General features: G+C 72.9%; 6 protein-coding genes and 5 tRNA genes. 4 read left to right on the top strand and 7 right to left on the bottom strand.

Annotation, left to right across the window (positions count from 1 at the left end):
• Positions 1–23: 23 nt before the first annotated feature.
• From ACFRAR_RS38135 to ACFRAR_RS38115, 5 genes are all read right to left on the bottom strand, one after another.
• Positions 24–95, bottom strand: a tRNA-Val gene (locus ACFRAR_RS38135).
• 44 nt (positions 96–139) lie between these two features.
• Positions 140–211, bottom strand: a tRNA-Val gene (locus ACFRAR_RS38130).
• A 41-nt stretch (positions 212–252) separates the two neighbouring features.
• Positions 253–324 (bottom strand) — tRNA-Val (locus ACFRAR_RS38125).
• A 34-nt stretch (positions 325–358) separates the two neighbouring features.
• A tRNA-Cys gene (locus ACFRAR_RS38120) sits at positions 359–432 on the bottom strand.
• 40 nt (positions 433–472) lie between these two features.
• Positions 473–545, bottom strand: a tRNA-Gly gene (locus ACFRAR_RS38115).
• Between the two features lie 319 nt (positions 546–864).
• Between ACFRAR_RS38115 and ACFRAR_RS38110 the strand changes: the two genes are divergently transcribed.
• From ACFRAR_RS38110 to ACFRAR_RS38100, 3 genes are read left to right on the top strand one after another with little or no spacing between them, the layout of a single operon-like run.
• Positions 865–1,938 (top strand): chorismate-binding protein, encoded by a 1,074-nt coding sequence (locus tag ACFRAR_RS38110; RefSeq protein WP_380704947.1) that lies wholly within the window; start codon positions 865–867, stop codon positions 1,936–1,938.
• Positions 1,939–1,965: 27 nt separating this feature from the next.
• The gene (locus tag ACFRAR_RS38105; RefSeq protein ID WP_380704945.1) at positions 1,966–2,808 is read left to right on the top strand and encodes an aminotransferase class IV; all 843 of its coding nucleotides are present in this window, start codon (positions 1,966–1,968) and stop codon (positions 2,806–2,808) included.
• Between the two features lie 47 nt (positions 2,809–2,855).
• The gene (locus ACFRAR_RS38100) at positions 2,856–3,704 is read left to right on the top strand and encodes a GNAT family N-acetyltransferase (protein ID WP_380704943.1); all 849 of its coding nucleotides are present in this window, start codon (positions 2,856–2,858) and stop codon (positions 3,702–3,704) included.
• A 12-nt stretch (positions 3,705–3,716) separates the two neighbouring features.
• Here ACFRAR_RS38100 and ACFRAR_RS38095 read toward each other — a convergent pair whose 3' ends face one another.
• The gene (locus ACFRAR_RS38095; RefSeq protein WP_380704941.1) at positions 3,717–4,217 is read right to left on the bottom strand and encodes a DsbA family protein; all 501 of its coding nucleotides are present in this window, start codon (positions 4,215–4,217) and stop codon (positions 3,717–3,719) included.
• A gap of 110 nt (positions 4,218–4,327) precedes the next feature.
• On the opposite strand from ACFRAR_RS38095, the gene ACFRAR_RS38090 reads away from it, so the two are divergent.
• Positions 4,328–4,789, top strand: coding sequence for a hypothetical protein (locus tag ACFRAR_RS38090; RefSeq protein ID WP_380704939.1), 462 nt, complete (start codon positions 4,328–4,330; stop codon positions 4,787–4,789).
• Positions 4,790–4,839: 50 nt separating this feature from the next.
• Here the strand turns inward: ACFRAR_RS38090 and ACFRAR_RS38085 are convergent, their stop codons facing one another.
• Positions 4,840–5,409: a CGNR zinc finger domain-containing protein gene (locus ACFRAR_RS38085; protein ID WP_380704937.1), complete on the bottom strand. Its 570-nt coding sequence runs from the start codon at positions 5,407–5,409 to the stop codon at positions 4,840–4,842.
• Between the last annotated feature and the right edge of the window lie 209 nt (positions 5,410–5,618).

Below are 5,618 nucleotides of genomic sequence, written 5' to 3'. Positions count from 1 at the left end.
AGCGGATCCCGGAGGATCCGACGTGCGCGATACTGGGATTGAACCAGTGACCCCTACCGTGTCAAGGTAGTGCTCTCCCGCTGAGCTAATCGCGCCTGGTGAGGCGGTATTGCAGCAGACCCCGGAGGGCCCGTTACTGTGCGCGATACTGGGATTGAACCAGTGACCCCTACCGTGTCAAGGTAGTGCTCTCCCGCTGAGCTAATCGCGCCTGATGTGGCGGTCCTGCAGCGGATCCCGGAGGATCCGACGTGCGCGATACTGGGATTGAACCAGTGACCCCTACCGTGTCAAGGTAGTGCTCTCCCGCTGAGCTAATCGCGCGGGGAGGCCCCCCGGAAGAACCGGGGGAACCTCTTGGAGGTGGAGACGGGATTTGAACCCGTGTACACGGCTTTGCAGGCCGTTGCCTCGCCTCTCGGCCACTCCACCAGGCAACACATGAAGAGCGATCTTACACCGTTCTCCATCGAGCGGACGACGAGATTCGAACTCGCGACCCTCACCTTGGCAAGGTGATGCTCTACCAACTGAGCCACGTCCGCCTGTCTCCCGGGATCTTCACCGCTTTTCTTCGGCTGCGCTCCCTGGCGACGTGTTGAACTCTAGCGGATTCCCGGGCCAGCTAAAAATCCGTTCCCGCAGCATGCCGAGGGGATGGCCGGTGAGTGCCGTGCCGTCAGCCCTCCCGGCCGGTCGTCGGCCGCCACCTGCGGCGTCCCGGACGATCATCCGCAGGTCACCCGGCGCACACCCGCGCGACGCGCACGGCTGCTCGTGCGCGGGGGCGTGAGCCCGACCCTGCCCGCGCCCCCCGACCTACACTTCAGGCACCGCCCCCCAGCACCACCGCGCAGGAGAACCGTGTCCGGCCACCCCGACCCCCGCACCCCGCTCGCCCGATTCGCCGGCCGACTGGCCACCGGACTGCGCGACGTCACCTCGGACCCGGCCGCCCTCGACTCCGCCGGCCACTGGGCCGTCGCCTACGACTTCGAGGGCCGCCTCACCTGCGCCCGCTTCGACGACGTCCGCCCCGCCCCGGCCCCGCCCTCCGGCGCCGGCTGGCGCGGACCGGACGCCGGCAGCTGGCACAGCTCCCTCGACCGCGCCGCCTACACCGCGGGAGTCCGCCGCATCCGCGAGCACATAGCCGCCGGCGAGGTCTACCAGGCCAACCTCTGCCGCGTCCTGTCCGCACCGCTGCCCGACCCGGCCCACAGCGACGTCGACGCCCTCACCGGCCTCCTCGCCCACGGCAACCCCGCCCCGTACGCCGGCACCATCCGACTGCCCGGGCACGGCGTCGAGATCGCCACCGCCTCACCCGAGCTCTTCCTGCGCCGCGTCGGCCGCACCGTCTCCTCCGGCCCCATCAAGGGCACCGGCCGCACCGAGGACGACCTGCTCGACAAGGACCACGCCGAGAACGTGATGATCGTCGACCTGGTCCGCAACGACCTCGGCCGGGTCTGCGAGACCGGCAGCGTCACCGTCCCCGACCTCTGCGCCGTCGAGAAGCACCCCGGCCTGGTCCACCTGGTCTCCACCGTCGAGGGCACCCTGCGCGAGGGCGCCGGCTGGCCCGAACTCCTCGACGCCACCTTCCCTCCCGGCTCCGTCACCGGCGCCCCCAAGTCCAGCGCCCTGCGGATCATCGAGGCCCTGGAGACCGCCCCGCGCGGCCCGTACTGCGGCGCGGTCGGCTGGGTCGACGCCGACCGCGGCGAAGCCGAACTCGCCGTCGGCATCCGCACCTTCTGGATCGACCGGCAGGACCCCGGCGCGCCGGTCCTGCGCTTCGGCACCGGCGCCGGCATCACCTGGGGCTCCGACCCGGAGCGCGAATGGGCCGAAACCGAGCTGAAGGCCGCCCGCCTGGTCGCGATAGCGTCGGGCAGCGAATCCGGCAGCGAACCCGACCCGACCGGGGCCTGAGCCCCCACCGCCTAGGAGCAGCACCTGATGCACAACCGCACCACGAGCTGGGTCAACGGCGCCCTCGTCGACTCGACCGACGCGGCCGTCTCGGTCCTCGACCACGGCCTGACCACCGGCGACGGAGTCTTCGAGACCCTGAAGACGGTCGACGGCCGGGCCTTCGCGGTCACCCGCCACCTCGACCGGCTCACCCGCTCCGCCCGCGGCCTCGGCCTGCCCGACCCCGACCACGACCTGGTCCGCGAGGCCTGTGTCCGGGTCCTCGCCGCCAACCCCGCGCCGCTCGGGCGCCTGCGCGTCACCTACACGGGCGGCAACGGCCCGCTCAGCTCCGAACGCGGCACCACCGGCCCCACCCTGGTCGTCGCCCTCAACGCGATCGGCCGCCGCCCCGACCGGACCGCCGTCGCCGTCGTCCCTTGGCGCCGCAACGAACACAGCGCCGTCGCCGGCCTCAAGACCACCTCGTACGCCGAGAACGTCGTCGCCCTGGCCGCCGCCCACCGGGCCGGCGCCTCCGAGGCCCTGTTCGCCAACACCGCCGGGCGGCTCTGCGAGGGCACCGGCTCCAACGTCTTCGTGGTCCTCGGCGGCCGCCTGCTCACCCCCGCCCTCGCCTCCGGCTGCTTGGCCGGCGTCACCCGGCAGCTCGTCATCGACTGGTGCGGTGCCGAGGAGGCCGATCTCCCGCTCAGCGCCCTCCAGGACGCCGAGGAGGTCTTCCTGACGTCCACCACCCGTGACGTCCAGGCCGTCACCCGCGTCGACGACCGCGAACTGCCCGGCACCGGCACCGGCACCGGCCCCGTCACCGCCAAGGCCATGGCCGTCTTCGCCGAGCGCAGCGGCGACGACCTCGACCCGTGACCCCCGGTGGGCGGATAACCCCCTGACCAAGGGGAAGGGACTTCCACATGACCACCACGCTGCGCCCCGAGGGCCCGGAGACACCCACCGCGGCCGGCGGCCGCACCAGACGCTGGCTGATCCTCGCGAACGGCCACCCGATCGGTGCGCTGCGCACCACGGCCGAGCCGCAGGGCAGCCAACTCTGGGGCAAGATATCCGAGTTGGAGATCACCGAGGGGCGCGGCCGGGGCCGCGGCACGTTCGGCGGGCTGGCCGCCGAGGAGGTGCTGCGCACCTGGGGCTGCACCCGGGTCGACGTCGGCATTCCCGGGGACGCCGACACGGCCCGCGGGCTCGCCACCACCCTGGGCTACGCCGAGCGGGCCCTGGGCATGTCCAAGCGGCTGACCACCGCCCCCGCCCTGCCCGCCGGGGTGAGCACCCGCCCGTTCGACCCGGCCGACCTCGACGACTGGCTCGCCCGGTCCGCGGCGGGCTTCCGCCGGTCACTCGTCGAGTCCGGCCTCACCGAGGAGGAGGCCCGCGCCAGGACCGGCGGCGACGACCCGCCGAACCCGGTCCCGCAGGGCGTCGAGACCCCCGGCGTCGTCCTGCACAGGCTGTACGACGCCGACGGGACGGAGGGCCCGTACGGCTCGATCTGGGTCCAGCTGCGCCTGCGCGACCTGCCGGACGGCGAACCGCTCGCCTGGGTGATGAGCGTCGAGGTGTCCCCGGCCCACCGGGGCCGGGGACACGGACGCGCCCTGATGCTGCTCGCCGAACGCGAGTGCCTGGCCGCCGGAGTGCGGAACCTCGGTCTCAACGTCTTCACCCACAACGGGACCGCCGTCCGGCTCTACGCGTCGCTGGGCTACGAGATCACCGAGCGCTTCTACGGCAAGCACCTGTGATCCGACGTGGCGTCAGGACGCCTTCGCCGCCTCGATGACGGCCGTGATCTCGGCCCGCAGCCCGTCCTGGCTCCGGCCGCCGTCGAGGCGCTTCCCGCCGATCACGTACGTCGGCGTGCCCGTGACGCCGATCGCCTTGCCCTCGGCCTGGTCGGCGTCGACGGTCAGCATGTGCCGGCCGTCGATCAGCGCGGTGTCCACCTCCTCGACGTCGGCCCCGACTTCCCGGGCCACGTCCAGCAGCACCTGCTGCCCGCCCGAGGCCAGCTCCGCGGTGCGGGCCAGCAGCGCCTCCACGAACGGCCAGCCCAGCCCCTGCGCGAACGCCTCCTCGGCCGCCTCCGCGGCGGCGTAGGCGTGCTTGTGCTTCTCCAGCGGGAAGTGCCGCAGCTCCACGGACAGCGCGTCGCCGTACCGCGCGCGCAGCGCCCGTACGTCGTCCAGCGCGGTGTGGCAGTCCGGGCACTGGAGGTCGCACCAGAACTCGAGGCGGGGGAGGGAACCATCGATCATTCCCTCAGTGTTCCACTAGTGGGTGCCCGCTCCGTCCGGAGGTGCGCCCGAGGGCGGATCGAGAGGAAGGCAGCGATGACCGGGACGACCGGAAACGAAGGGGTGGTCCTGTGCTGAGCGCGGCGATCAGCTTCATCCTCACGGCGGGCGGGGTGGCCTTCGCGGGGCTACGGGCCTACCGGCGGCGCTTCCTGTCGGCGACCCGCTGGTTCGCGGTGGCCCTGCTGCCCGCCGGGCTCTATCTGACCGGCCTGTTCCCGCTGGCGAGCAGGATCGGCCGGGAGTTCACCGGCTGGGCGACCAAGCTGGTCTTCGACCCTAGGGTGTGGACGGGTATCGGGCTGCTGGGTGTCTCCGTGGTCCTGCTGCTCACCACCCGCTGGCTGGGCCGGCGCGGCGCCGCAGCGGTGGAGGGCGCCCCGGACCGCCCGGCCGCGGCCGGACCGGCGCCCGAGCGCCCGGCGGTGGCGTCGGCGCCCGAGGCCCCGAAGCGGCAGGCCGCAGGCAAGCGGGACGACGGCATCGGCGACTTCGCCGACATCGAGGAGATCCTCCGCAAGCGCGGGATCTGAACGCCCCCGGTGGCGCGGACGCCCCGCGCGGGGACCGGGGGCTCGGCGGGTCAGGCGGAGGGGACCGCTTCCGCCGACCGCTGCCGCGCGCGGTAGGCGGCCACGTGTAGCCGGTTGCCGCAGGTGCGGCTGTCGCAGTAGCGCCGCGAGCGGTTCCGGGAGAGGTCCACGAAGACCCGCGCGCAGTCCGGCGCCTCGCAGCGGCGCAGCCGCTCCCGCTCGCCCGCCACCAGGATGAAGGCCAGCGCCATGCCCAGCTCGGCCGCCAGGTGGTCGCCGAGCGCGGCGTGCGGTGCGAAGTAGTGGATGTGCCAGTCGTGGTCGTCGTGGTTGGTCAGCCGGGGCGTCGTCCCGGCGGCCGCGACGATCGAGTTGACCAGCTCGGTGGCCTCCGCGGTCGACTCCGTCCCGAACACCTCGCGCAGCCGGGTGCGCAGCTGGTGCACCCGGCTCAGGTCGTCCTCGGTCAGCGAGTCGATCTCGCTGATCTCCTGCCGGACCACGAAGGCGTCCAGCGCGGCGACGTCCGGCAGCCGTTCGGCACCGCACACCTCGGGTGCGGTGTTGAGCAGCTCCACGAGGATGCTCAGCGCGCACTCGGTGTCATGGGTGATCAGCACGTTGGGGGCTCCTCGCGCAGGGGACTCCGATACCCCGCGTCCACGGTTACCCCAGACCATACCGGGCCTTGTGCCGGTAGGGCGGTGCCTTCTTTCGAAGACGTGTGCGCACTGCGGTGGGGTGTCCGAAACCTGCCGCCGCCGGGCCGGTGGAGCGGGTCCGGGTCGACGACGGTGCGGTGGCCACCGCGTTCCTCAGCGAGCGCCAT

It is taken from the genome of Kitasatospora sp. NPDC056651 (assembly GCF_042792155.1).
Lineage (GTDB): Bacteria > Actinomycetota > Actinomycetes > Streptomycetales > Streptomycetaceae > Kitasatospora.
This window is presented reverse-complemented; position numbering and strand designations above follow the sequence as displayed.

Coding starts and splice junctions, on each gene's coding strand:
- ACFRAR_RS38095 (WP_380704941.1), bottom strand. CDS start 4,217: ATGATCGATGGTTCCCTCCCCCGCCTCGAGTTCTGGTGCGACCTCCAG.
- ACFRAR_RS38105 (WP_380704945.1), top strand. CDS start 1,966: ATGCACAACCGCACCACGAGCTGGGTCAACGGCGCCCTCGTCGACTCG.
- ACFRAR_RS38100 (WP_380704943.1), top strand. CDS start 2,856: ATGACCACCACGCTGCGCCCCGAGGGCCCGGAGACACCCACCGCGGCC.